This is a genomic window from Lachnoclostridium phytofermentans ISDg (genome assembly GCF_000018685.1).
Lineage (GTDB): Bacteria > Bacillota > Clostridia > Lachnospirales > Lachnospiraceae > Lachnoclostridium > Lachnoclostridium phytofermentans.
On sequence record NC_010001.1, the window covers coordinates 1847366 to 1873213 of the forward strand.

The 25848-nt window shown below is 34.5% G+C and carries 22 protein-coding genes and 1 pseudogene; 19 read left to right on the forward strand and 4 right to left on the reverse strand.

Going from position 1 to position 25848, the window contains the following annotated elements; genetic code table 11:
* Positions 1-41 precede the first annotated feature (41 nt).
* Complete coding sequence (locus tag CPHY_RS07815) at positions 42-1226, forward strand: YgeY family selenium metabolism-linked hydrolase (protein ID WP_012199528.1); 1185 nt, start codon at positions 42-44, stop codon at positions 1224-1226.
* 353 nt (positions 1227-1579) lie between these two features.
* Entirely contained in the window at positions 1580-3043 is a 1464-nt protein-coding gene (locus tag CPHY_RS07820) for an N-acyl-D-amino-acid deacylase family protein (protein WP_012199529.1), read from the forward strand.
* Between the two features lie 312 nt (positions 3044-3355).
* On the opposite strand, the pseudogene msrA reads toward CPHY_RS07820, so the two are convergent.
* Together msrA and CPHY_RS07830 are read right to left on the reverse strand one after the other, a co-directional pair.
* Positions 3356-3820: pseudogene (gene msrA, locus CPHY_RS07825) on the reverse strand (peptide-methionine (S)-S-oxide reductase MsrA); the annotation flags it as partial.
* Positions 3821-4191: 371 nt separating this feature from the next.
* A complete protein-coding gene (locus CPHY_RS07830) occupies positions 4192-5070 on the reverse strand; it encodes an NAD(P)/FAD-dependent oxidoreductase (protein WP_012199531.1) in 879 nt (292 codons plus the stop codon).
* A gap of 240 nt (positions 5071-5310) precedes the next feature.
* Between CPHY_RS07830 and CPHY_RS07835 the strand changes: the two genes are divergently transcribed.
* From CPHY_RS07835 to baiCD, 11 genes are all read left to right on the forward strand, one after another.
* Positions 5311-6591 carry a DUF1576 domain-containing protein gene (locus tag CPHY_RS07835; protein ID WP_012199532.1) on the forward strand — a complete coding sequence of 427 codons (1281 nt, stop codon included), beginning with the start codon at positions 5311-5313 and terminating at the stop codon, positions 6589-6591.
* Entirely contained in the window at positions 6588-6941 is a 354-nt protein-coding gene (locus tag CPHY_RS20730) for a hypothetical protein (RefSeq protein WP_012199533.1), read from the forward strand. The genes CPHY_RS07835 and CPHY_RS20730 overlap by 4 nt, the downstream gene beginning before the upstream one ends.
* A 156-nt stretch (positions 6942-7097) precedes the next feature.
* On the forward strand, positions 7098-8270 hold the full coding sequence (locus tag CPHY_RS21665; protein WP_012199534.1) for a DUF429 domain-containing protein: 1173 nt from the start codon (positions 7098-7100) through the stop codon (positions 8268-8270).
* 52 nt (positions 8271-8322) lie between these two features.
* A complete protein-coding gene (locus CPHY_RS07850) occupies positions 8323-8859 on the forward strand; it encodes a YbjQ family protein (RefSeq protein WP_012199535.1) in 537 nt (178 codons plus the stop codon).
* A 476-nt stretch (positions 8860-9335) separates the two neighbouring features.
* Positions 9336-9959 carry a hypothetical protein gene (locus CPHY_RS07855; RefSeq protein WP_012199536.1) on the forward strand — a complete coding sequence of 208 codons (624 nt, stop codon included), beginning with the start codon at positions 9336-9338 and terminating at the stop codon, positions 9957-9959.
* A 3-nt stretch (positions 9960-9962) separates the two neighbouring features.
* Positions 9963-10526 (forward strand): hemerythrin domain-containing protein, encoded by a 564-nt coding sequence (locus CPHY_RS07860; protein WP_012199537.1) that lies wholly within the window; start codon positions 9963-9965, stop codon positions 10524-10526.
* A 568-nt stretch (positions 10527-11094) separates the two neighbouring features.
* On the forward strand, positions 11095-12657 hold the full coding sequence (locus tag CPHY_RS07865; protein ID WP_012199538.1) for an endo-1,4-beta-xylanase: 1563 nt from the start codon (positions 11095-11097) through the stop codon (positions 12655-12657).
* Between the two features lie 345 nt (positions 12658-13002).
* Positions 13003-13374, forward strand: coding sequence for an ACT domain-containing protein (locus tag CPHY_RS07870; RefSeq protein ID WP_012199539.1), 372 nt, complete (start codon positions 13003-13005; stop codon positions 13372-13374).
* A gap of 37 nt (positions 13375-13411) precedes the next feature.
* Positions 13412-13987 (forward strand): rhomboid family intramembrane serine protease, encoded by a 576-nt coding sequence (locus tag CPHY_RS07875; protein ID WP_012199540.1) that lies wholly within the window; start codon positions 13412-13414, stop codon positions 13985-13987.
* Positions 13988-14150: 163 nt separating this feature from the next.
* Complete coding sequence (locus tag CPHY_RS07880) at positions 14151-14720, forward strand: TetR/AcrR family transcriptional regulator (protein ID WP_012199541.1); 570 nt, start codon at positions 14151-14153, stop codon at positions 14718-14720.
* A 510-nt stretch (positions 14721-15230) separates the two neighbouring features.
* Complete coding sequence (baiCD, locus tag CPHY_RS07885) at positions 15231-17168, forward strand: bile acid Fe-S flavoenzyme BaiCD (RefSeq protein ID WP_012199542.1); 1938 nt, start codon at positions 15231-15233, stop codon at positions 17166-17168.
* 126 nt (positions 17169-17294) lie between these two features.
* On the opposite strand, the gene CPHY_RS07890 is transcribed toward baiCD, so the two are convergent.
* Positions 17295-17591, reverse strand: coding sequence for a DUF3892 domain-containing protein (locus CPHY_RS07890; RefSeq protein WP_012199543.1), 297 nt, complete (start codon positions 17589-17591; stop codon positions 17295-17297).
* A 447-nt stretch (positions 17592-18038) separates the two neighbouring features.
* Between CPHY_RS07890 and CPHY_RS07895 the strand changes: the two genes are divergently transcribed.
* The 6 genes from CPHY_RS07895 (at position 18039) to CPHY_RS07920 (ending at position 25367) form a co-directional block, all read left to right on the forward strand.
* Positions 18039-18848 (forward strand): FAD binding domain-containing protein, encoded by an 810-nt coding sequence (locus tag CPHY_RS07895; RefSeq protein ID WP_012199544.1) that lies wholly within the window; start codon positions 18039-18041, stop codon positions 18846-18848.
* Positions 18838-19308 carry a (2Fe-2S)-binding protein gene (locus CPHY_RS07900; RefSeq protein ID WP_012199545.1) on the forward strand — a complete coding sequence of 157 codons (471 nt, stop codon included), beginning with the start codon at positions 18838-18840 and terminating at the stop codon, positions 19306-19308. Before CPHY_RS07895 ends, CPHY_RS07900 begins: the two co-directional genes overlap by 11 nt.
* Complete coding sequence (locus CPHY_RS07905) at positions 19308-21602, forward strand: xanthine dehydrogenase family protein molybdopterin-binding subunit (RefSeq protein WP_012199546.1); 2295 nt, start codon at positions 19308-19310, stop codon at positions 21600-21602. The genes CPHY_RS07900 and CPHY_RS07905 overlap by 1 nt, the downstream gene beginning before the upstream one ends.
* On the forward strand, positions 21592-22203 hold the full coding sequence (locus CPHY_RS07910; protein ID WP_012199547.1) for a nucleotidyltransferase family protein: 612 nt from the start codon (positions 21592-21594) through the stop codon (positions 22201-22203). Before CPHY_RS07905 ends, CPHY_RS07910 begins: the two co-directional genes overlap by 11 nt.
* A 181-nt stretch (positions 22204-22384) precedes the next feature.
* Entirely contained in the window at positions 22385-24409 is a 2025-nt protein-coding gene (locus CPHY_RS07915) for a methyl-accepting chemotaxis protein (protein ID WP_012199548.1), read from the forward strand.
* Between the two features lie 202 nt (positions 24410-24611).
* On the forward strand, positions 24612-25367 hold the full coding sequence (locus tag CPHY_RS07920) for a glucosamine-6-phosphate deaminase (RefSeq protein ID WP_012199549.1): 756 nt from the start codon (positions 24612-24614) through the stop codon (positions 25365-25367).
* A 154-nt stretch (positions 25368-25521) separates the two neighbouring features.
* Here the strand turns inward: CPHY_RS07920 and CPHY_RS07925 are convergent, their stop codons facing one another.
* The gene (locus CPHY_RS07925; protein WP_012199550.1) at positions 25522-25833 is read right to left on the reverse strand and encodes a DUF3784 domain-containing protein; all 312 of its coding nucleotides are present in this window, start codon (positions 25831-25833) and stop codon (positions 25522-25524) included.
* Positions 25834-25848 lie beyond the last annotated feature (15 nt).

Genomic DNA, 25848 nt, shown 5'->3' on the forward strand with positions numbered 1-25848 from the left:
CAGATGGAATATGCACCGGGTATAAGAAAGGAGATAAAACAATGCTTAAAGGAAATAGAGAACAAGAATTAATAGAGTTAGCACAGAAAATGATACAGGCAAAAAGCTATTCAGGAGAGGAAAAACAAGCTGCTGAGACAATAGGTGAATTCTGTAAAGCAAATGGATTTGATGATGTTATTTATGATAGATATGGTAATGTAATCGGAATTATCAAAGGAAATCGTCCAGGTCCAAAGGTATTATTTGATGGACATATTGATACAGTACCTGTATCTGATGAGAGCAAGTGGACACAAAAACCATTTGCTGGAGAAATTGTAGACGGTAAGTTATATGGCCGTGGTACATCCGATATGAAGGGTGCAGTTTCTGCATTTACAGCAGCTGCAAAATACTTTGCAGAAGATACCAACCGTGATTTCGCTGGTGAAATCCTTATTGCTGGTGTTGTTCATGAAGAGTGCTTTGAAGGTATCGCTGCACGTGAAATCTCCAAAAACTTCAAACCAGATTACGTAATCATTGGCGAAGCAAGTCAATTAAACGTTAAAATTGGTCAGCGTGGACGTGGAGAGATCGTAGTTGAGACATTTGGTAAACCAGCTCACTCTGCAAATCCTGAAAAAGGAATTAACGCTGTTTATAAAATGAGTAAGGTAATTAATGCGATTAGAGACTTAGTTCCTACAGAGCACCCAGTATTAGGCAAGGGTATCTTAGAGTTAACAGACATTAAATCTGCACCATATCCTGGAGCTTCTGTAGTTCCTGAATATTGCCGTGCAACTTATGATCGTCGTTTATTAGTTGGTGAGACTAAGGAATCTGTTATTGCTCCAATTAGGGAGTTATTAGATAAATTAATGGCAGAAGATTCAGAATTAAAGGCTAAAGTTTCTTATGCTGTAGGCGAAGAAATGTGCTACACAGGAAATAAAATCGAAGGCGAAAGATTCTTCCCTGGCTGGTTATATGATCAAGATGAAGCTTGGGTTCAGGCAGTTGTAAAAGAACTTAACAACGCTGGATTCAATCCAGAGATTACACAGTATAATTTCTGTACTAATGGTTCTCATTATGCAGGAGAAGCAGGTATTAAGACATTAGGTATCGGACCTTCCCGCGAGAATTTAGCTCATACTGTTGATGAGTATATCGAAATAGAGCAACTTACAAAAGTATGTGAATGCTACTATGGTGTAATGAAAGCGTTATTAGTATAATAAGTTAATTAATAAAGACGAATCATTATTACGCGGATACTTTATTAAAACAAGGAAAAGTTCGCGAAGCGTACTTTTCCTTGTTTTTAAACCAGAGAATTTTTATTATAAAAACGACTTATAAAAGTCTAGTTTATTTAAAGAATATTTGGATGAAATGTCACAATGAAGAATGTTCATTGTGATGATTTCTTTCTAACTTCTTTTGAAAGGAAGTGTGACTTATTAAAACTTTAATTATAAATGCTACGATTGTTGATGGAAGTGGAGAGCCAGCCTATCAGGCGGATCTATTAATTAACGACGAAAGAATAGAAAAAATTGGACAGATTAGTGACGCAGGTGTAGACAAGGTGATTGATGCCAAAGGTCTAGTAGTTGCACCTGGTTTTATTGATACACATTCACATAGTGATTTAGATGTTTTATTGCGCCCTCAGGTAATGCCTAAGGTAATGCAAGGTATCACGACTGAATTTTTAGGTCAGGATGGTGTTTCTATGGCACCACTTCCAGTGGAATATATCTCAGATTGGCGTAAGAATATCGCTGGACTTGATGGAGTAAGTGACGAAATTGACTGGACCTATCAAACAACCGACAATTATTTAAAGATGATTGAGAAAGTTGGCCCTGGTATTAATGAGTGCTATCTAGTTCCACATGGAAATATTCGTATGGAAGCAATGGGACTTGGTAATCGCCAACCAACAGACGAAGAAATCGAGAAGATGAAAGAGATTACACGTAGAGAGATGGAAGCAGGAGCTTTTGGTTTATCTACAGGTTTAATCTATATTCCTTGTGCATATTCAGAAAGTAAGGAAATCATAGAAATGTGTAAAGTAGTTGCTGAATTTGATGGTGTATTTGTAATTCACCAACGTAGCGAAGCTGACACTATTGTTGATTCTATGAATGAAGTAATAGAAATAGGCAGAAAATCAGGAGTTAGAGTTCACTGGTCTCACTTTAAAGTTGCAGGTAAGAAGAACTGGGATAAAATAGATACTGTACTTTCTCAATTAGAGCAAGCAAGAGCTGAAGGTATCAGAGTAAGCTTTGATCAGTATCCTTATGTTGCAGGTAGTACTATGATGGGTGCGATTTTACCACCTTGGGTACATGATGGCGGAACGAATAAAGTTATCGAACGTCTTAGAGATCCAGAAATGCGTAAAAAGATGCGTTATGATATGGAAAATGGTATTCATGGTTGGGATAACTTTGTAGACTTTGCAGGGTTTGAAAATATCTACGTTACCAGTGTAGTAACAGAAAAAAATAAAGATGCAGTAGGCTTAAGTATTACTCAGTTAGCAGAACTTCGTAATCTAGATGCATATACAGCAGCTTTTGACCTCTTAATGGAAGAGGAAAACGCAGTTGGTATGGTAGACTTTTATGGAGTAGAAGACCATGTGAAATTATTTATGGCTCGTCCTGAGATGAATGCATGTACCGATGGCTTATTAGCACCAGGAAAGCCACACCCACGACTTTATGGAAGCTTCCCAAGAATCCTTGGTAAGTATGTCCGTGAAGAGAAATTAATGTCTATAGAAGAAGCAGTAAGAAAGTTAACTTTCAAAGCAGCTGATGCTATGAGTCTTAAAGACAGAGGGCTTTTAAAAGAAGGTTACTTTGCAGATATTACAATATTTGATCCTAACACGATTGAAGATAAAGGAACTTTCGTTGATCCAATTAAGTTCCCAGTCGGTATTGAATATGTTATTGTAAATGGTAAGGTTGCTGTGGAACACGGAAAGCATACTGAAGTACTAAACGGTAAAGTAGTAAGAAATAAAAGATAATTAAAAGATAAATAAAAGATAAATAAAAGATAAATAAAAGATAAATAAAAGATAAATAAAAGATAAATAAAAGATAAATATTAGAAAAACTGCTATTAGGGCTAAAATCTGATATATATAATATTAAAAACCGCTATAAAGAGTAATTTCTTATAGCGGTTTTTGTGTCCATAGTGATTATCCTTTGCATATTTGGTTTAGTTATTAAATCATTATACCAAAATAGTCACTATGGATTTTATTTAGTTCAATTCATTTTTCAATGGACCATTTGTATTAAGCATTTTTTGCAGAATCAAACGCGCATTGCCCTATGTGGCAATAACCACTTGGATTCTTATCTAGATACTTCTGATGGTATTCTTCTGCATCATAAAAATGAAGCAGCTGTTTTACTTCAATAGCAATTGGTTTATCATATTTTTTTGCCAATTCTTCTAAGGATGGTTTGATTATCTCTAAATCAGCTTCATCGATATAATAAATTCCCGTACGATATTGAATACCCTGGTCGCCACCTTGTTTGTTGACTGATGTTGGATCGATAACTTCATAGTATAAACGTAAAAGTTTCTCAAGCGGAAGGATGGAGTCATCATATTGTATTTCAACGGTTTCTGCATGTCCAGTGTTGTTATGACAGACTTCTTCGTAGGTTGGATTGGAGGTGGTTCCATTCGCATATCCAACTTTCGTACTTAAAACCCCATGTATTAAAGAAAAGTATTTTTCTCCGCCCCAAAAACAACCGGCAGCGATATAAATTGTTTTATTCATATAGGCCTCTTTCTGTAATTGATTACAAGTATTTGTTAGTAAAAAAGATATTATTTTTCTTGACTATACTATTCTTGCTACATACAGTCAAGTCTGTTTTTTTATTTAATTATGACTGTCTGTTTTTTTATTTAATTATGACTCTGTTTTTTATTCATTTTGACTCTGCTTTTTATTTATTATGAACTGTGTTCTAAAATTAAATTATGATGGACTGTTTAACCTAAATTATAACAGTTTGTTTTTTTACTTAAATTTATGATAGGCTGTATAAAATAAGGATTTGTTATTACTTTGTTATTATGAATAAAGACTACCGTCATGAGGTAATACCCCTGACGGCATTTTTTGTTATTTATATTAGCCTTATTTTATATTTGAGGTGTTTTTGATTTTGGGTTTCTAAGATATTTAACAATTGATGTACCAGCCTTAGCGCCGTCATAAACCGCTTTTGATATTTGTAACATGCCACCAGTACAATCACCTGCAGCATACAGACCGGGAATATTTGTAGCCATATTATTATCGACTACGATCTTATTATTTTCAGTGATAGCACCAATTTTTTTCGCTAAATCAGTACTACCGGCAACGCCAACCGCGACAAATAACCCGGATATAGAAAGTTTGCTTCCATCTTCAAAGATAATTGTTTCTAATGCTTCCTGGCCTTCTAGTGACTCAATAGGAGTGGTATTTACCTTTATGAAATCTGGGATTTCAATTGCTGGTGTTTTGCCATTGGTTAAGAGGGTAACTGAGTTTGATGTTTGCAATAACTCCAAAGCTTCATGAAGGGCATATTCTCCATCACCTAACACAGCGACATCTTTTCCTCTATAAAAGAAGGCATCACAAACAGCACAGTAACTGACACCATGTCCTTCTAAATCTTTTAATCCCTTAATTTTAGGGGTATTGCGAGCGGTTCCCGTAGCGATCACAACACTTTTTGCAGTGTAATCTTCATTCTTTGTATTAACTACTAATTGATCAATATAAGAAAGACCGAGAACTTCATCTGAGATGAAGTTCACACCAAGTCTTTTTGCTCCTTCAATCCCTTCCTTTACTAAATCCTCACCAGAGATAGGCTGACTAAATCCATAATAGTTTTCGATCTCAGACGCTTTTCCTAAAGCACCAAAATCTTTTCCTATAATAGTTGTTTCAATGCCTGCTCTAATTGTATATAAAGCTGTAGAAATGCCTGCTGGTCCATTTCCAATGATAATTACGTTTGCCATAACTATGACCACCCTTCTTTCGTTACTTTCCTTTATGGTTAGCGGAGATTATAACAGGTTACATGAGTAATTTTCTGTGACTGAATCACAGAAAAAAGAGTCAAAAATCTTTAATTAATAAAATATGGAAGATATTGTTTCTAATTTTATTTAAAATGAGCTGTGATTTTTCTTGTATAAAAAATATTATTCTTGTAAAATATTATTACTATAAATTGATAAAATATGAGGAGGTAGTTTTTGGAGTTTAACAAAGCAAATGAGAAAGACATCGGAAATGTTAGAAAATTAAATTTATTATCGGTAATACCTATTTTGTTTCTATTCGTTGGAATTATTTATGGCTTTTATAATGGAAGCTTTCACTCGGTGGTTAACGGGTTTATCAATATTGTTCTCTCACCAACTATATTAGTTACAGATTTCATTCAGGTTGGTGGTATAGAAGCAGCATTTATTAATGTTGGTCTAGTTGGTCTCTTAAATATCTTTATTATGCGCCATTATCGGCTAAAGCTGAATGGTATTTTAATTGCAGCATTCTTTACGGTTATCGGCTTTTCCTTCTTTGGAAAAAATCTATATAATATTATTCCAATTTATTTCGGTGGTTATATTTATTCTATAAATAAGAAAATTTCTTTTAAAGATATTATCATCCCATTAATGTTTGGTACTGCATTAGCACCAATGGTAAGTGAAATTAGTTTTTCAGGCTTATTACAGCCGTTTTGGGCTATTATAGTCGCAGTATGCGTTGGTATCTTTATTGGATTTATTTTAGTACCCCTATCCTCACATATGCTCAAATTTCATGATGGATACAATCTTTATAATATTGGTTTTACATCCGGTATTTTAGGCACAGTATTAACCAGTGTACTTAGAAGTTTCGGTATTTCAGTTGAACCAGTAAGTATTATCTCTGACAAAAATCATCTGGTTATTATCATACTATTATTGTTTTTATTCCTAGGCCTTTTATGTACTGGTATTTATATAAATAAGCGTGCTATACTTGATTTTAAGGAAATACTTCAATATAAAGGAAGACTAATTACGGATTTTACACATCTGGTAGGTTTTGGAGTAACGTTACTAAACATGGCGTTGCTTGGATTTCTTAGCTTAATCTATGTATTATTAATCGGAGGTACTGTAAATGGTCCAGTTTTAGCCGGAATTTTCACGATAGTTGGATTCGGTGCATTTGGTAAGCATATAAAGAATTGTCTACCAGTTATGATTGGTGTAATTGTAACTGCTTTATTATTTGGAAATGACCTATCTACTACAGGGATTATTATATCGGTTTTATTTTCAACTACACTGGCACCAATTGCAGGAACATACGGACCAGTTATTGGCTTTATAGCAGGTGTTCTCCATATGATTTTGGTAACAAATGTTGGGGTGATACATGGAGGTATTAATCTATATAACAATGGATTCGCAGGTGGATTGGTAGCAGGAATTATGATTCCAGTGCTAGATGCATTTTATAAGGAGAGAAATAGATGAGACACGAAGCGAAGAAGATAGCTCAGATTGTAAGCGAGATGTTAACTTTATTCCTTTTAAATGGAGCAGAAAACATAGATATTAAAGTTAATACCAAAGTATCTAAAAATGAGCAGAATACAGAGATTATCATTATTCAATATGAGTGCAATTATGGAGAAGAGTTTATCCAAAAAATTAAAAACAATTTAAATACTGGGCGTCAAATTGAAATTGAAGGTTATTATTGGCAACTGGTTGGAGATGATGATTCTGGCGATGAACTTCATCTGGTTGGAGCTATGGTGGATCAAGCCAATGTAACAATAGAGGGAAAAGACTTGCACATTCAGTTGTTGAGAAAAGCTTAAGTTAACAGGAAATTGCTTGATGTAAAGGGACTTAAGTTAGTAAGTAATTGTTTGATATTAAGAGACTTAGGAAAGCAATTAATTGTATATTATTAATATATCTTATTAAGTAAGTGTTTGCTAAAATATAGGATAAATGATTTTTTTGGAGGATGTATGCAAGGCTACAACTGTATTATGGTATTTCATCAAAATGGTGACTTACTATTCTGTAAAAGAAGAAAAGATCCCTACTTAGGATTCTATAATCTTGTAGGGGGTAAAATTGAAGCAGGGGAAGATGGATTTGATGCTGCTTATCGTGAGTTATATGAAGAAACCGGGATTTCTCCTAAGGACATTAAGCTTCAACATATGATGGACTTCACATATTATAATCAGGATTGTTATGTTGAGGTGTATGTTGGACATTTACAAGGAGAAGTCGTTTTACAGGAGGAAGATCATCCGCTAGAATGGTTGGATATGGGGGAAGACTTTTTTGATTGCAGCAGATTTGCAGGAGAAGGAAATATCGGTCATATGGTTGAGCAGGTTAAACTATATGGTACCGGAAAATCTAGGATTTCTATAAATACAAATGATAAAGAGATAAATGATAAAAAGATTAATCTTAATAGTATATGTATTGGTGTAGATGGTTGTAAAGGCGGATGGATTACAGCCATAATAAAACAAGGTAAGTTAATTTTAGAAAAATATTCGAACCTTGAAGACATAGTATTAAACAATGGAACATTTGATGAATTTCTAATTGATATGGTGATTGGTTTACCTAGTACAAGTGAGCAGATTAGACCAGATACGGAAGCAAGAAAGCAGATTAAGGAAAGGTCATCAACAATTTTTCCAGCACCATGTAGACAAGCTGTTTATGCTGAGGATATATCTAAGTCTTACGATGAAAATGTAAGGGTATTAGGCAAAAAATTTACCCCACTGACAGTTGGAATTATACCCAAAATGCGAGAAGTTGATAGTTTTCTTCAAGAAAATAATCAGTATAAGAACGTAATTAAAGAAAGCCATCCAGAAGTTTGCTTTGCAAGATTAAACGGTAGTACAGTATTATCTAAGAAATCGGAAATAGACGGGGTAGAAGAGAGAATAGGGATACTATCGAAGTTCATAGATGAGATAAGTTTTGAAAAAATTAAAATATGTGCGAAAGAATTTAAATGTAATGTGGATGATATTATCGATGCAATTTGTCTTTCCGTTTCTGCAAATTTCGTTAATCAGGGTGAATATATAGTGATCCCAGAGAAGCCGATGGTTGATGAAACAGGACTATTAATGCAGATGGTAGTACCGAATAAGTTTGGATGATTTCAATAATATAAATATTGTAATATAAATAATTTGATCGGAGTGGGTAATTATGGATTATATTATTTGTGAAACATGTGGTTTTGAGGAAAATGAGCTTGGATTAAAACGATGTAAAAGTTGTGGTGCAGAATTATATTATGTTGATGAGGCTTATTTCGATGATAAAGAGTATCAGATAATGGGAGAAGAAATTTGGAGGTCGGAAACCGAAAGAGTGGATGATGAAGAATTTTGGGAAAATGTTAGAAAATGTATGGTAACCACAGGAAACTCCTTTGAAGGATATCACATTACGGAATATATTGATGTTATATTTGACGAAAGGCTTACTGGAATTAAATCAGAAACAAGTTTAAGGTCATTAAGTGATATTTTATCTTCTTTCGCAGGTGCAGAATTACGTGCTTATACCAAGCAAATAAATGAATTAAAAAGACAAGTGAAAGAGAGTCTAAAGCAACATGCCGTTTTTATTGGAGGAAACGCTATTATAGCTATACATTTTGAAACAACTATTACGGAATGTGGTGCTATTATGGTTTCTATCAATGGAACAGCGGTTAAAATTGAGGAGACTAAATCATAAGACGAGTATCTGATATCAGATACGAATCGGAAAATGTAAGATATTAAGAAAAATAGAAAGTAAGTATAAGTGAAAACTTTGTACTTACTTTTTTGTTGAGTTAAGGAGATATTAGAGCTGTAGAAGATATTATAAGTAATCAAGAAAATGTATTTTGTGATTGTTTAACGAAATGTGAAGTGATGAATTGTTTTTACTTTACAGAATGAAAATCCAGTTGGGATATATATTGCTTTGTGAGTTACTAAAAATAGAGTAAACTTTGTTGGAAATACAACGGATTATTTTTATTTTTTATTATATAACAATGATAGACATAAAAACCATTATTTATAGTCAAACTCTATTTTAGTAAAAACTATTTATGCCATATAAAGTACTGCCATAAGTAGTTAATATTAAAAAATGATCAAAAAATAATAATTTAATATGAATTCATAGAATATGAAATTAAAGGTAATTGAAAGGAGTAAATCATGAGCGCATTTTTAGGACCTATTCATTATTGGTTATATAATAAAATTATGCTTCAAGAAAAAATCGTGGAGGAATTACTTTCACTAAATGAGGAGGAAGAATTTGTTCAAGGTCTTGATGATTCAACTGTAATGCTATGTGGAATTATAGAGAATCAACCTTTAGAAAATATGATTGATACCGGTAATATACATGGATGGTTACAGGAGAAAATTCATATTGTAGAAAATAGATTAAGCTACGTGGTAACTGCAATTACAAAAGAGAATGCGGATAGAATGGAACAAATTTTAGAACGAGTTTATCAGGTTGGCGTAGAGGTTTATAATTCATTGGAACAGAAAGATGATATAACAAGTGCAGAGCAAATCTTTAAACTATTAAATGATATGTTGCTTGATGGTATGCCATGCGATCACATAAATGAGATTGTTTCTTCTACGTCTGATGAAGTTGAATTTAGAAGAACAAGATGTATTCATGAAGTTTATTGGTTAGAACAGGGTGGTTTAGTGATGAACTATTATGAAATTCGTACTAAATTTGTTCAAGGCCTTTTGGCAAATACAGCATTTGAATATGTTGCGGATGACGAAGGAAATTATCATATCAGGAGGAAATAAGCTATGTATGGAGTAGATATCTTAGTAAAAGAACATGAGAATATTAAAAGAATGGCAAAAGTTATGAGAGCTGCAAGCTTACAAGTTTTTAATGGAGAAGAATTAGTAACGAAAGACTTCTATCAAATGCTTGATTTCGTTCGTAATTATGCAGATAAGCATCATCATAAAAAAGAAGAAGATATCCTTTTTGAGTATATGAAAAAGGAACTTGGTAAGTTGGCGCAGAATCTGATTACCAATGGAATGTTAGTGGAGCATGATTTGGGCAGACTTCATATGAGAGAGCTTGAAGCTGCATTACAAGAATATGAAGCTAACAATAGTGTAGATGCAAAATTAGATATTGTCGTAAATGCCACAGCATATACTTATTTAATTAATCGTCACATTGATAAAGAGAACGAAGTAGTATTTACTTTTGGAGCAAAAAATCTAACAGAAGAGAGTAGAACTATTGTAGACCAAAGAACAAAAGAAATGGAAGAAGGCGCTACCAAAGAGGGAGTGCAGGATAAATATTTAAAGGTATTAGAGGAATTAGAAAAAAAGTATATATTAGGATAGTATAAGAATAAAGAACAGTAACTTTAGAAATGTACTATTGAACAATATCTATAGAAAAGTACAAATAGAATATAGAAATAAAACAGTACTTATAAAGCGTTGCTGGACTTGCGCCAATAACGTAGACACAAGTCTAGCAATGCCTATAGAAAAGTATATATACAACAATTCGATATAAAATACAGACTAAACCTACCTATATTTATATTAAAAAATACTTGTTTGATTTATTTCTGCATGATAAAATGATAATAAGAAATATACAAAAAATACCAATTTGTAACAAAAAGATGGTTAGAATAATTAACCCAATATTTAAAGAATAGTTTGCAATATAGAACATATTTTGTACAAGCATTTGACGAGTTTTGTTATTAAAACATTCTTTGATAGTACCATGCGTATAGCAGAATAGATAAACTTTTTTGTTTATGAAACAAAAGATTGCAAGTAATGTATTCTATAATTTTAAAAACACAGCAGATTTGCGGGGTCTGCTTTGTTAATACAATGGAGGAATCCTAATAGGTGCTTTCATTGTAAATAAATTATTAATGGAGGGGTAATTATGCTACAAAAAATGAACGGAAAGGTTAAAAAGATTCTTGGAATTAGTATCGCATTTCTTATGTTGATCATGGTAATTCCAACATCAATCGCAAAAGCAGCAACCAATAAGACCTATGATTTTAATTCGATGACTTATCAATCCACATGGGGAGTTACATATTCTATCAGTAATGGATCAGGAACATTTAATTTCACTGGTCAATACCGTGAAATTAAGTTCAATCTTCCGGAAACGCTAGATATGTCTCAATGTACTAGTGTAACATTCAATGCTTCCAGTCCAAATGGACAGATTGCATTTAAGCTTTACGATACTTCTGGAAATCAGGTGGCTGTAGTGTATAACTTTAATTCCAATACCTCAGACTGTACCTTCGCACCAAATAGTACGGCAAAGGTAAACAGTATTGGAATAATGGCGCAAGGGACAAATAACTACTCAGCAGTTGTGAATCGAGTTACATTTACAATGACAGGAGGGTCTTCTGGCACTGGTTCTTCAACTTTATTAAACACTTATGGAAATATATTAAAAAACTCTGGAACTGCTGTTAATTTAAGTCAGCTGCAAAATTCAAATACACTAAGTGTGATTAAGACGCAATATAATAGTATCACATTAGAGAATGAAATGAAGCCAGATGCAGTTCTTGGAAGTTCATCAACATTAATGACTGTTGCTCAAGCAAAATCGAATGGTTATTATATTCCTTCTAGCTACACGGAAAGTACAGTTCCAACTCTTAAATTTAGTACCATCGATGCAGTTCTACAGATTTGCTACAATAACGGGCTAAAGCTTAGAGGACATACATTAGTATGGCATTCCCAAACACCGGATTGGTTCTTTAGAACAGGTTATAGTTCTAGTGGATCGTATGTTAGCCAAGCTGTTATGGATGCAAGAATGGAAATGTTTATTAGGTCTTATATGAGTCATATTTATAATGGAAGCTATGGAAGTGTAGTATATGCTTGGGATGTTGTAAATGAGTATTTGCATGCTTCTACCTCTGGATGGTCTCAAGTTTATGGATCCAACCTTGGTACCACACCATCTTATGTAAAGAAAGCTTTCCAGTATGCGTATGATTGTCTTAGCAGTTTTGGATTAACGAATTCAGTAAAATTGTTTTATAATGATTACAACACATATGAGGTTACAGATCAGATCCTATCATTAGTAAATTTTATTAACTCTGGTACGAAACTTTGCGCTGGTGTTGGAATGCAGTCTCACTTAAATACCTCCTATCCTTCTGTATCGGCATATAAAACAGCTATGCAGAAGTTCTTGAATGCAGGATATGAAGTACAGGTTACTGAACTTGATGTTACGAATACATCAGCTTCCACACAAGCTACTTATGTATATGATTTGATGACTGCTATTCTTTCTCTAAAGAAAGCAGGTGGGAATATCACTGGTATTACATGGTGGGGACTATATGATAGCGTATCTTGGCGTGCCTCCCAAAATCCTTTGTTATTCAGTAATTTAACTACTCCAAAAGAATCTTATAATAAAGCGTTACAAGCATTTACAGATGCAGGATATTAATTATATTTGATAAGTGATACAGTAAATAAAAAGTATGTAATAGCGCATCGAGGGGATATTTTATTTACTAACTAAAAACTGTCATCCCGCAATGGCAGAAGGATAAATTATTGAGCGTATTTTTGATTAAGGCACAACATTTTTCTAACTTGTTTGTGCCTTAATTAATGCGTAAGGGCCTGTATAACTCATGATTACCAAGATGTTTCGGTGAAACTATTTTACAAAGTATTGGTTGTTCAGTTATATCTTGCAAACCACTTCAATGTAAGCTACAATGAGTAAAATGTCGTGAAGAACAAGCGATAAAATAAAACTAATATGCAGGTAGGTGGGGATAAAAAGATGGAACTGAAAGTGATTAATCAAGAGTTTACAGTGTGTAAAATAGATAATATTAACAAAATAAATTTTTTAGATGAGTATTGTTTTCTAGGGAAAACAGAGGAGGAAATATCATTAGTATGTAGTACAAAGTTCGCACCCCCTGAAACGATAGAACGTAACGATGGATGGAGAGCATTTCGTATTGAAGGCATATTGGACTTTTCATTGATTGGGATATTATCTAAACTTACAACTATCCTTGCAGAAAATCATATAGGTGTTTTCGCAGTGTCCACCTATAATACTGATTACATATTAACAAAAGATGTTGATTTTGAAAAAGCTTTGAATGTGCTTGAGAAACAAGGTTACTATATTAATAGATTGTAAAAGAAAGAAACTTGTTTTCATGGAAAAAGGAGTTATAATGAAATTTCTAAAGAGAATCGATTATAATGCACCAGTAGTTTTAAGTTTTGCAATCCTCTCCTTTATTGTTTTACTATTGGGAGAAGCAACAGGTGGAGCTTCCACGTTAAAATTTTTCTGTGTTTATCGTTCTTCCTTGACAGATCCGTTTACCTATTTTCGGTTTTTTAGTCATGTCTTAGGTCATGCAGATTTACAACATTATGCAAGTAATATGCTTCTGTTATTAATCCTTGGACCAATGCTGGAAGAAAAGTATGGAAGTAAAATAATACTCGAAATGATCGTTGTAACAGCCTTTGTTACTGGTATCATTAATTTTATATTCTTTACCAATGGATTACTAGGTGCAAGTGGAATCGTATTTATGATGATCGTCCTGTCTTCGATGGTCAGTTTAAAAGAGGGGAAGATACCATTAACTCTTATTATTGTTGTAATTATCTATCTTGGACAAGAGATATCGGTTGGGCTAACAACGAAAGACAACATATCGCATTTAACTCATATTTTAGGAGGAGTTTGTGGTGGTATTATGGGAGCGATGGTTTTTAATAAGAAGAAACTGGTATAGTAAATCCTACGTTTGTCATTCTATTTCCTACTAAGAAACGTCTTTACAGTTTTTGGTACTATGTTATAATTGAAAGCAAGCTGTTTGGCAATAAAGTAGATAGTTTGCAAAAGAGTATTACAAGCCAAACAAATTTATGATTACGAGTGAATAGAGGTCAAAATTGCGAGAATTAAAAAGCATTGAAGAAAAAATATTAGATAGGACATTATATTTGATCGGGAAGGATGGCTCCTGCAATATATCGATAAGAGCTATCGCTAAGGAAGCAGATGTTAATGTAAGTGCAATAAACTACTATTTCCGCACGAAGGAGGAAATGTTAAAGCAAGCGAAGGAGCTATACATTGTAAACACTCAATCCATTACCGATATTCTTAAGGAAGAATATGAAGACGAAGAAAAACTAATAGTTGCATGCAATGAAATTTTGGAATATATAATACGATATCCAGGCATTACTGTCCTATTAAAAGATGCCAAAGAAAAAGAGGATGAAATATCAAAAAAGATTCTAAAGGCATCTGATGAGATGTCGACAGGTATCAATGATCTCTTAGCTAAAGTGTTAAAGGAAGATCTTAATCAATACAAATTAATGGTATTTTGGTCAGCCATTAATTATCCAATCGAAAATCAAGGAATAAATCAATTTAATACCACTATTATAGAAGATAGAGAAGATAGAGTATCCTATATTAAGTACTTACTCTCAATTTTAAAAGGAAAATAAAAGAAAATATGAATAGTAGTTCATTTGGCGGAGATGGAACAGAATATAATTCTTACTATGTGTTAGAGCGATAAATTATGAATGATTGAAGTTCGCAATCTTTATATATTGTGTAATAAAAGAAGTCCCATTTAGCAGAGCATTTTATGCCCTACTAAATTAATATCATTTTTCAACCACATGTTGCGATAGAGCTTTATTTTTAGTAAGAGTATAATTGTATCTAGATGGAAGTTGTCATCAGTAAGTTGACAGCTTCCGTTTTTTATTGTGTCCTAGTATAGGTTCCAAACTACACATTTATAGTAACAAATATGGACCCTATATCATTTGAAGCATTATATATAGGATAGTTGTTAATGCGTAAAAAAAATACTATGACAAAATTAAAACAATTTGTTTTAAACATATTGATTTAATTTTAACAATGATATATAATCCAAGTATCATCATAATAGAGTTATTTTAAGTTGTGGCATTCGATGATAATAAAAGTTGGAGGTTAAGATTATGGCTTACGAAAAACTATTTAGTCCAATAAAATTAAGAGGCTTGGAATTAAAAAATCGAATTATGTTTCCTGCGATGGGAACGAAGATGCCCACTGAAGAAAAGCAAGTGAATCAACAACTGATAGACTATCATGTAGCTAGAGTGAAAGGTGGATGTGGATTAAACTTTACCGAGGTTTGCTCCGTGTATCGTTTGGCTTCCCCTAAAAAATTCTTAGCAATTAGTGAAGATAAATATATTCCGGGATTAAAGAAATTAGCTGATGCCATTCATGAAGCTGGTGGAAAAGCGGGGGTACAGTTATGGCTTGGAGGTTTTGCTGTTGCAAGTGACCCAGAACAGATGATTATTATACCAAGTGATGTTCCTGTGCCGGGTACTGAATATACACTGCCAGGAGCTAGTATTGAGACAATTAAAGAAGCGGTGAATGCATTCGGTGAGGCTGCAAAAAGAGCTGTTGAAGCAGGATATGATACGATTGAATTTCATGCTGGGCATAATTATACACCTCACTCCTTTTTAAGCCCATATTTTAATAGAAGAACGGATGAATATGGAGGAAGCCTTCCTAACCGTGCAAGATTTTTAATTGAATGTATCGAAGCTATACGACAGAACATTCCAGAGGATATGCCGTTATTCATGAGACTTGATGCTCATGATGATTATCTTGAGGGCGGACTTACGATTGAGGAAGTTATTGAATTTTGTAAGATGGCAAAGGCATCCGGCGTGGACGTACTGGATGTTTCTAGAGGTAATTTCTCAACAGCAGCAATCAAATATGAGGTTCCACCGATTGACTTACCTAGAGGCTTTAATGTTGAAAATGCTGCAAGAATCAGAAAAGAAACGGGCATGATTACAGTAGCAGTTGGTAGAATTAATGATCCTTTACAAGCAGAGACAATACTAACAGATGATAAAGCGGATATGGTTGTTATTGGACGTGCACAATTAGCAGATCCTGAATTTTGTAATAAGGCAAAGGAGGGACGGGAAGGCAGTATTGTACGCTGCGTAGGCTGTAATCAAGGATGTTATGACGGATTTGTATCGACAGAGATGCCATTTATCACTTGTTTAAGAAATCCAGCTCTCGGAAGAGAAGCGGAATATCAACTTACCGAAACAACGAACCCTAAGAAGGTGTTAATCATTGGCGGTGGTATCGGAGGCTTGGAAGCTGCCCTTCAGTTAAAAAGAAGAGGTCATCAGCCAATCTTATGTGAAGCCTCAGGAACGCTTGGAGGTCAGTTTGCTTTAGCAGGAGAAGCACCAAGAAAAGAGGAGATGAAACTAGCTGCCATTGCAATGGGTGAGCAAGTGAAGAGTGAAGGTGTTGAGGTAAGACTTAATAAACCGGTTACAGAAGAATTAATCAAGCAGATTAATCCAGAGGAAGTAATTATAGCGGTAGGGTCTGCTCCAATCGAATTAAATATTCCGGGAGCAAAACTTTCTCATGTGACGAACTCACATGAAGTACTTGCTGGTAAAAAAGAAGTTTCAGGCAGAGTTGTAGTAATTGGTGGCGGTCTTGTTGGTCTAGAGGTTGCTGAATATATTCATGAGATGGCAGACCATATTACAGTAGTAGAAATGCTTGATCAGGTCGCAAAGGATCTTGGTCAGCTACGTAATATTTGTGTTATGGAAAGTCTATATGCTTCTGGTGTAGAAACAGTAACCAATGCAAAATGTGTTGAAATAAAAGAACATGCAGTAGTTGTAGATAGAATGGGTAATTTGGAAGAAATCCCTTGTGAATTTGTTGTCGTAGCTATCGGTGCAAAGTCACGTAATTTTGATAATATTATCACATACTGTAAGGAAAATAACATAGCGACTCATGTTATTGGAGATGCTATACGAGCAAGAAGGGCTCTTAACGCAGTTGCTGAGGCAAATGAAGTGGCTAGAGCTATATAATTTTTAGAAAGAAAGGCAAACTGATATTCCATAATGGAAATTCAGTTTGCCTAAATCTATTTAAGAAAGCTATTTTCAATTTCTCTTATGAGATATCAAAATTCGCTACTATTAAGAGAAAACAATTTAACTTTTTACAGTCGGTAAACTGCTTAAATTATTGTTTTCTGTGCCATCTGGTAATGATTTCAGATATTCGGTATCTTTACGATGAGCTACACCTACTCCACTGATTTCACCAGCTTTGGCAAGTTGAACGCCTTCTTCTTTTGAGACAACTGCACCATCCGATAATTGATAACCTGTAATAGTGCCACTTTCTTTTACTAATCCAGTAATGTGTTTTGCATTTTCTTTTGGTTGTGGTATATCGTCTAGTGCCGCCATAGCGAGAGAGGAACCATCAATTTTATTATTTTCCATATATTACTCCATTTCTGCGCTGCCATTTAAGAATTAATAGTTTGTGGTCACAGCGCATGCACAAACTTAGTAAGGGGAATTACTTTTTCCTCCTTTTCTTTTTAAAGATCTTAAAGATAGTATTGCTTCAGTGAAACGAAAAGTATTCATCAAGAAACAAATGGTAAAGAAACTATCATCTTTCGCTTTGACAAAGCCATGTTCCCATGCTAGAATATCAAAGGATTTGCAAATGCTTTAAATAAGAAAAAATTCAGTTACAGAATGGAGATATTTCTATATTTGATAATTTTTGCAAGGACGGAATAATAAGATAACATAAGGACGTTATAATTCGATAATTTTATCAAAAACAAGTTTCGTTATTACGATTAGTTATATGATTTAAGGATTCGTAGTAATTACCAAAATGTTTTTGATATGAAATAGACATAAGGGAGGATACACGTGTTAACAATTAACCAGTATGTAAAAGCAGAGAGTTTACAGCAAGCCTATGAATTAAACCAAAAGAAAAATAACGTGATTCTTGGCGGAATGCTTTGGCTGAAGATGCAGAAAAAAAGTGTGGGTACAGCCATTGATTTATCAAATTTAGGATTAGATACGATTGAAGAAACGGAGGATAGCTACTTAATAGGAGCTATGGTAACGCTTCGTACCTTAGAGTTACATAAAGGTATCAATTCTATGACAAATAACGCAGTCTCTGAGAGCGTAAAACATATTGTAGGTGTTCAATTCCGAAATCTCGCAACGATTGGCGGGAGTATATTCGGCCGATATGGTTTTTCTGATGTACTTACTATATTCATGGCTTTGGATGCTTCGGTTGAATTATATCAAAAGGGAATTGTCTCAATGGAGGAATTCTCAAAAATGCCTTATGATAATGACCTTTTAGTACGCGTGATTATTAAAAAACAAAAGATGAAGGTGGCTTACCTTTCACAACGAAATACGAATACAGACTTTCCTGTATTGACTTGTGCGGTTAGTAATATAGAAGGAACGTATCGATGTGTCATCGGTGCTAGACCAAAGCGTGCAGTCTGTCTATACGATAGTAACGGTATATTAAAGGATGGTATCACACAGGAAAGTGCAGAAAAGTTTGGCGAATTTATGAAGGGTCAGATTATTACTGGAAGTAATATGCGTGGAAGCGAGGAATATCGCAAGATACTTTCTGGCGTATTATCAAAGCGAGCATTGTTAAAGTTAAAGGATTATGAGGTGACGTCTTATGCAGATTAAGTTATGGCTCAATGGAAAAATGGTGACGGAAGACGTTGCTGCTGATATGTTATTAATTGATTTTCTACGTGCTCATGGTTGCTTCAGTGTAAAAAGAGGCTGTGAAACAGCAAATTGCGGACTATGTACTGTTTTTGTTGAGGACAAGCCAGTACTTTCTTGTAGTATGCTAGTGGCTAGAGTAGATGGTAAGAAGATAACAACATTAGAAGGCTTACAAGAAGAAGCAGAAGATTTTGGAGCATTTATTGCGGATCAAGGTGCAGAACAATGCGGATTTTGTAATCCTGGATTAATCATGAATGCAATTGCCATGTTTCGTGAAAATCCAAACCCAACAGACGAAGAGATTATACAGTATCTAGCAGGAAATCTATGCAGATGCTCAGGATATGAAGGACAACTTCGTGGAATCAAGGCATTCCTTAGCTTTAAGAAAGAAAAAGGGGGTGTATGCTAATGGCAGATTTTAAAGTAGTTAATAAACCAATTCGAAAAATAGATGCCATGGCATTAGTGACAGGAAAACCTGTTTATACAGACGATGTAACACCATCTGATTGCTTGGTAGTTAAAGTAATGCATAGCCCTTATGCACATGCAATGATAAATGAGATTGATACAGAGATTGCGAAAAAGGTACCAGGTATCGAAGCAATCTATACTTATAAAGATGTACCTGGGAGACGTTTTACAATGGCGGGTCAGACCTATCCAGAACCAAGCCCATATGACCGTTTGATTTTAGACCAAAGACTCCGTTTTGTCGGTGATGGTGTGGCAATTGTAGCCGGAGAGACAGAAAAAGCGGTTGATAAAGCGCTAAAACTAATTAAAGTAAAATACGAGGTGCTAGAGCCAGTTCTAGATTTTAGGACTGCAAAAGATAATAAAGTATTGGTTCATCCAGAAGAAAGCTGGGAAGCACTTTGTCCAGTTGGAGCAGATAACAAAAGAAATCTCTGTGCGACCGATTTAAGCGAACATGGTGATGTTGATGGCGTTATGGCAGAGTGTGATGTTATTGTGGAAAATACTTACCATACGAAAGCCAATCAACAAGCGATGATGGAGACATTTAGAACCTATACCACAATGGATCCATATGGCAGGTTACATGTGATAGGCTCTACTCAGATTGTCTTCCATGTGAGACGTATTTTAGCGAATGCATTAGATATTCCAAAATCAAAAATACGTGTAACTAAGCCTAGAATAGGTGGTGGATTTGGTGCAAAGCAAACTTGTGTAACAGAAATATTTCCTGCTTTTGTTACATGGAAAACTGGAAAAGCGGCGAAACTAATTTATACAAGAGAAGAGAGTCAAACCGCTTCCACACCTAGACATGAGATGGAAATCAAAGTACGTATTGGTGCTACAAAAGAGGGTATCATTCGTGTACTAGATGTCTATACATTATCCAATACAGGATCTTATGGAGAACATGGGCCAACTACGGTAGGACTTTCTGGACAAAAATCGATCTCTCTTTATAACAATAACTTAGAGGCTTATCGTTTTGGCTATGATGTAGTGTATACGAATGTCCAATCTGCTGGTGCTTACCGAGGATATGGTGCAACGCAGGGTATCTTTGCTATGGAATCAGCAGTGAATGAGTTAGCATCGAAACTTAACATGGATCCTGTAATTATCCGTGAGAAGAACATGGTAAAAGAAGGACAGGTTATGCCTTCTTATCATGATGAAACAAACAGTTCTTGTGCCTTAGATCGCTGTATGACTCGTGCGAAAGAGATGTTTGATTGGGATAACAAACCTTTGGCAGTTGATTTAGGAAATGGGAAAATAAGAAGTGTCGGTGTTGCCATGGCGATGCAAAGTTCAGGAATTTCAGGAGTCGATGTAGGTTCTGCTACAATTAAGTTAAACGATGAAGGATTTTATGCATTATCCATCGCAGCAGCAGATATGGGAACTGGCTGTGATACCATCTTAGCACAGATGGCAGCAGAGTGTCTGGAATGTGATTTTGATGATATCATTGTATATGGAGCTGATTCCGATAGTTCTCCTTATGATTCTGGTTCCTATGCATCTAGTACAACTTATGTGACAGGAAAAGCGGTAGAAAAAGCTTGTCTGCAATTAAAAGAAAAGATGTGTAAGATAGCAGGTGAAATGTTATCTTGTTCGACGGAAGATTTAGTATTCCAAGGAAAGAAGATTAGTAAGGTTGATGGTAGCGAAGAAATCACATTAATGGACATTGCAACAAAGTCCATGTGTGGTAATACAGAAGCTACACAAGTAACAGTGTCACATTCTTCTAAAGTTTCACCACCTCCATTTATGGTTGGTATGGTTGAGATTGAGGTAGATAAAGAGACTGGAGCTACCACCCTTTTAGATTATGTTGCAGTAGTTGACTGCGGTACGGTAATCAACACGAATTTAGCTCGTGTTCAAACAGAAGGTGGTTTGGCACAAGGTATCGGTATGGCATTGTACGAAGATGTAACTTATAATTCTGTTGGTAGAATCTATGAAAATTCATTTATGCAATATAAGATTCCTACTCGTCTTGATGTAGGTAAGATGAGAGTTGAATTTGAAAGTAGCTATGAGCATACTGGTCCTTTTGGAGCAAAATCAATTGGTGAAATCGTAATTAATACTCCTTCCCCTGCGATTGCGCATGCAATCTATAATGCGACTGGAGTATGGCATCGTGAGTTACCAATAACTCCTGAGAAGGTTATGATGGGGATATTAAAAAATGAAAACTAGACTTATATTACTGGCGGCTGGAAACAGCCGTCGTTTTGGAAGTAATAAGCTTTTATATTCGATTGATGAGAAGCCGATGTTTATGTATGGGTTAGAAGTTATGAAGGAACTTATATTAAAGGATTTCGACAGAGAGCTTTATGTTGTTACCCGGTTTGAACCAGTGATGGAGGCAGTGGAGGAAATGAAGTCTGATCCGTATCTACATGATCGAACTCATATAGTAAATTCACCAGAAAGTACACTTGGAATCTCATATTCAATTAAAGCTGGTTTACTTGAAGGAGAGATTCAGCCAGATTATTATGTGTTTATGGTTGCGGATCAACCTTTCATAAAGGTAGAGACTGTGGAGAGATTAATTAAGGAAACGCTGAATCAGGAAAAAATAGCGGGATGTGTTACCTGGGAAGGGGTTCCTGGCAATCCAGTAATTTTTTCAAAGCATCTAAAATATGAATTGCTAGAGTTACAAGAAGATCAGGGTGGTAAAGTAGTCTTAAAGAAGTATATGAATCAGATTTGTAAAATCACAGCGTCATGTGAAGAAGAATTAATTGATAAGGACACCAAAGACGAATTTGATATGGATGGTAGGTAAGGAGATAGGTTGATAGAAAAAATAACTTCATAACGGCATGAAATGAGGTAATCAGAACTATAGATGTATTCGGGGAAGAAACCAATGAAACATTAAAAGCTCATAGTCTGAACTTAAAAAGATGTTTCATTATGTTAAGTGATAACTAAAAACACGAAAGATTTATACACAGGAGATTTATATGACCATTGGAAAAAAAGAAGTAAGAAATACTAAGGTAAAAAGAAGTATAAAAACAAAACTCATTCTAATAATTGCTCCGCTTGTTGTCATTGCAATTGGAACATTACTTATGATTACGTATACAAATTCAAGGAAAATCATAATGGATGATGCAAACCAACTGGTAAAGTCATTAACAAAATCAAATGCAAATGAGATAGAAACTTGGTCACAAGAAATAATTTCCTCATTAAATCAAGTTCAGAATACGCTTAATAATGTTGAATTAGATACCAATGCTTTGATGAAGTACTTAAAATCAACTATGAATCAAAATGATAGTTTTGCAGATGGTGTATATGTTGGAACAGACAAGCAAGAACTGTTTACTCCTTTTGACTTTACAATGCCATCAGGTTTCATAGTTACTGAGAGGGATTGGTTTAAAGAAGGGTTGGAAAATGAACATTTCCAATACGGAACAGCATATCTAGATGCTCATACTGGAGAATATATTGTAAGTGCTTCTGCTAAACTTAAGTCAGCTAATGGAGTGAAAAAAGTCGCTTCAGTAGACATATCTTTAAAAGAAATGTCGAAAATTATTAGTACGAAAAAGATAATGGAAACTGGCAGACTTTTTATCGTTGATATAACCAGTAGTAAGATTCTCGCAATTAATGATGAAACTCTAATCAATACTGATTTTAATGTTAGTAATAACGATAAATTGATTGCAGAGATGGCAGCTAGGATAAATTTAGATATTGATGAATTCACTGAGCTAACATTAGATGGAAGTAAATATTCTGTTGATGTTCAATCGATTAAGAATACTCCTTGGAAGGTGATTGGATACATACCTCATTCCGAAATTTTAGAAACATTAAACAATCTTCAAATTTTTGTATTTGTTCTATTTCTAGGTTCTATGATTGTGTTAGTAGTCTTAGTAGAACGAGTTATTCACTATATCATAAAACCAGTAAAGAATTTAAATACTTCTATTGAAAAAATAACATCAGGCGATTTCTCTGTTGATGTGAGCATTAAGGGAAATGATGAAATTGCAATGATGTGCAATAACATGCAAAAATTTATTGAAACAATGCGAGGTACAATTATAGAAGTTACCAGCATGTCAAACAGTTTAGAAAAGCAGTCTGATAACAGTACTAAAATCGCTCAAGTATTATACGATTCCGCACAAACACAATCAAATGCGATGTTAGAATTAAATCAAACGGTAGATGAGTTAGCTAGAGCTGTAACTGATGTTGCAGAAAATACGACCTCTCTTTCTATGGTAGCTTCAGAAACAGGCCAAAAAGGTAAAGATGCAGGTGAAAAGATGAAAGATACCGTTATGATATCTGAAAAAGGTAAAGAAGATATGCTTCATATTGATACTGCTATGAAGAGTGTTGATTTCAATGTATCTCAGCTAAAAGAAGCAGTGGAACAGGTAATTGAATCCAGTGAAAAAATCAATGATATCGTTAAGTTGATTGCTGATATTTCAAGTCAAACGAATTTATTATCATTAAATGCAGCGATAGAGGCAGCAAGAGCTGGAGAATCTGGAAGAGGATTTTCTGTTGTTGCAGAAGAAATTAGAAAGCTTGCTGAAACCAGTGAAAGTTCTGTGAGAAGTATAGCGGAATTAAATCAAAACATACAAAAGCTTGTAACCAATACTGTAGATAAGACACAGGAAAGTACGGACAGTATTAAAAACAGTATAAACTTAATTCAAGCTGCCAGTGATACGTTTAATAAGATCTATGTAACTATCAGTGAGACCAGTGATATTGTCGAAGATATGATTGTAAATGTTAACCGTGTAGATGATGTGGCTACTTCGGTAGCAGCCATAACGCAAGAACAATCTGCTGCAGCAGAAGAAATACTAGCAACTTCGGAAAACCTATCAAGCCATGCTGCGACAATAACAGAACATAGCTTTACGGTAGAACAGGATGCATCAGTGCTTTCACAAACTGCGGAAAATCTTAATAATCAAATGAAATTCTTTAAGATATAAAGAAATAGATATGGAGAAAATGGGGGTAACCATTACTGTATTTTGAAGTTAGCTGGAGTTTCCATCGCTACTGTAAGGGACTCCGTACGAAAGAACTATTCAAAGGTAAGGAGATAAGAGTGAATCACACGCCAAGTTTGTGCTGCGCCAAACCCACGCCCTTAACTGCTCCTAAAAGATAGTCGCAGCATGGAGGCTAATAATGGTTCAAAAGCATTTTGATAAGGTTGTCGTAAATATTTATGATACAAGAGAAGAGATGGGAGAAGCAGCTGCTAGAGAAGCTTCGGAGTGTATAAAAAAGTTATTGCAAGAGAAAGACGTAATCAACTGTATGTTTGCGGCAGCTCCATCTCAGAATGAATTTTTAGTAGCTTTAGTAAATGATAAAAATATTCCGTGGCATCGAATCAATGCTTTCCATATGGATGAATATATGGGCCTAGAAGAAGGGGATTCCCGCACATTTCGAGCATTCTTAAAAAAGGCAATCTTCGATAAGGTTCCTTTCAACCAGATATTTTTAATCAATGGTGAAAAAGAACCGGAAGAAGAATGCGAGAGATTAGAGGCAATAATGAAAGAACATCCTTTGGATATTGTTTTCATGGGAATAGGAGAAAATGGTCATATTGCATTTAATGATCCACCGGTAGCAGATTTTAAAGACCCTAAAAATATTAAGATTGTTGAACTTGAAGAGAATTGTAGAAAGCAACAAGTAAATGATAAATGTTTTGAGAGTCTAGATGAAGTTCCTAAGAATGCGTTAACAGTTTCGATTCCGAAACTTATGCAGGCAAATCACATCTTTTGTATCGTTCCTGGAATCTTAAAAGCACAAGCAATTAAAGGTACTTTTCTAGGGCCAATCAATGAATCTTGCCCAGCTAGCATATTAAGGAGACATGACAACGCACATGTTTATGTAGATAAGGATAGTGCATCGAAGTTATAAAAAATAATTGCAGTGAAGTTATAAAAAATAATGAGTCTGTTACACCATGGTTTGTAGTGAATAATTTTTACTAAAAAAATTGGCTCTGTCACAACATACTGTTGAAAATTAGTGATATTTAAGCAGAGCTTACCACTCTGCTTAAATAATGCTATTAGAATAACCCACCATTATACTTTAATTGAGCAAAAATCATAATAATTAAACCGATAATAAAACAGACTCCAAAGAATATCCATCCATAAAACGTAGTTGTTATAAAATCAATTGCACCTGTCAATATCATTCCGATTCCCATAACAATACATGCCTTACCCATTTTTTCTGTGTATGGTTTCTTGTCCTTTTCAATCACTTTAGTATAGTGATAATCATGGATTAGTGTTATCTGTTCTTTTTTCCAGATACGCCACCCCAAAAAACTAAAAATTAACCCAATTAGTACCAGAAATACTAATTCAAACATATATACCCTCCATTC